Source organism: Pseudomonas imperatae (assembly GCF_057128625.1).
On record NZ_JBSKHP010000091.1, the window covers coordinates 1 to 529 of the forward strand.

1 protein-coding gene is annotated in these 529 nt (G+C 63.3%); it reads left to right on the plus strand.

All coding sequences use genetic code 11. The features are described from left to right. A partial coding sequence (locus ACWKWX_RS32760) for a hypothetical protein (RefSeq protein WP_483829950.1) occupies window positions 1-447 on the plus strand: 447 nt, incomplete at its 5' end. Window positions 448-529: the final 82 nt, after the last annotated feature.

Genomic DNA, 529 nt, shown 5'->3' on the forward strand with positions numbered 1-529 from the left:
GTGGCGCAGACCAAGACAACCAAGAAAAAGACTGCCAAGAAAAAGGACACGAAGAAGAGTTCCGAGAAGGCCGCGAAGAAGGCCCTCTCCCGCGCGAAAAGGGCGGTACGCGAGGCGCGCAGCGCGGTCGCTCATTCATCCAAGAAACTGCGAAAGCGAGCTGACAAGCTCGCCAAAGAATCCGAAGAACTTTCCGCCGCACACGCCGCCGCCACCCGCCGCGCGGACGCATCCCCCTCTCTCCGCGCTCCCCAGACACCATCACCTGTGACCGTCGACGCGTCCCACGCGGACACATCGCCACGAAACGGGCGAACCGGACGCACGTCCGCGCACTCCTCACCCACACTCGTCGAACTACGAGCCCGCGCGAAAGAACAGAAGATCACCGGGTACTACCGGATGAACAAAGCCACCTTGATGGCCGCGATAACCCCGCCCTCCTGACAGGACAGATCCCCCTCGCACGCGAACCCCGCGCTACGGGGTGATCTGCCGGTCGATGAAGGATGCCATGCCGGGGACGGTG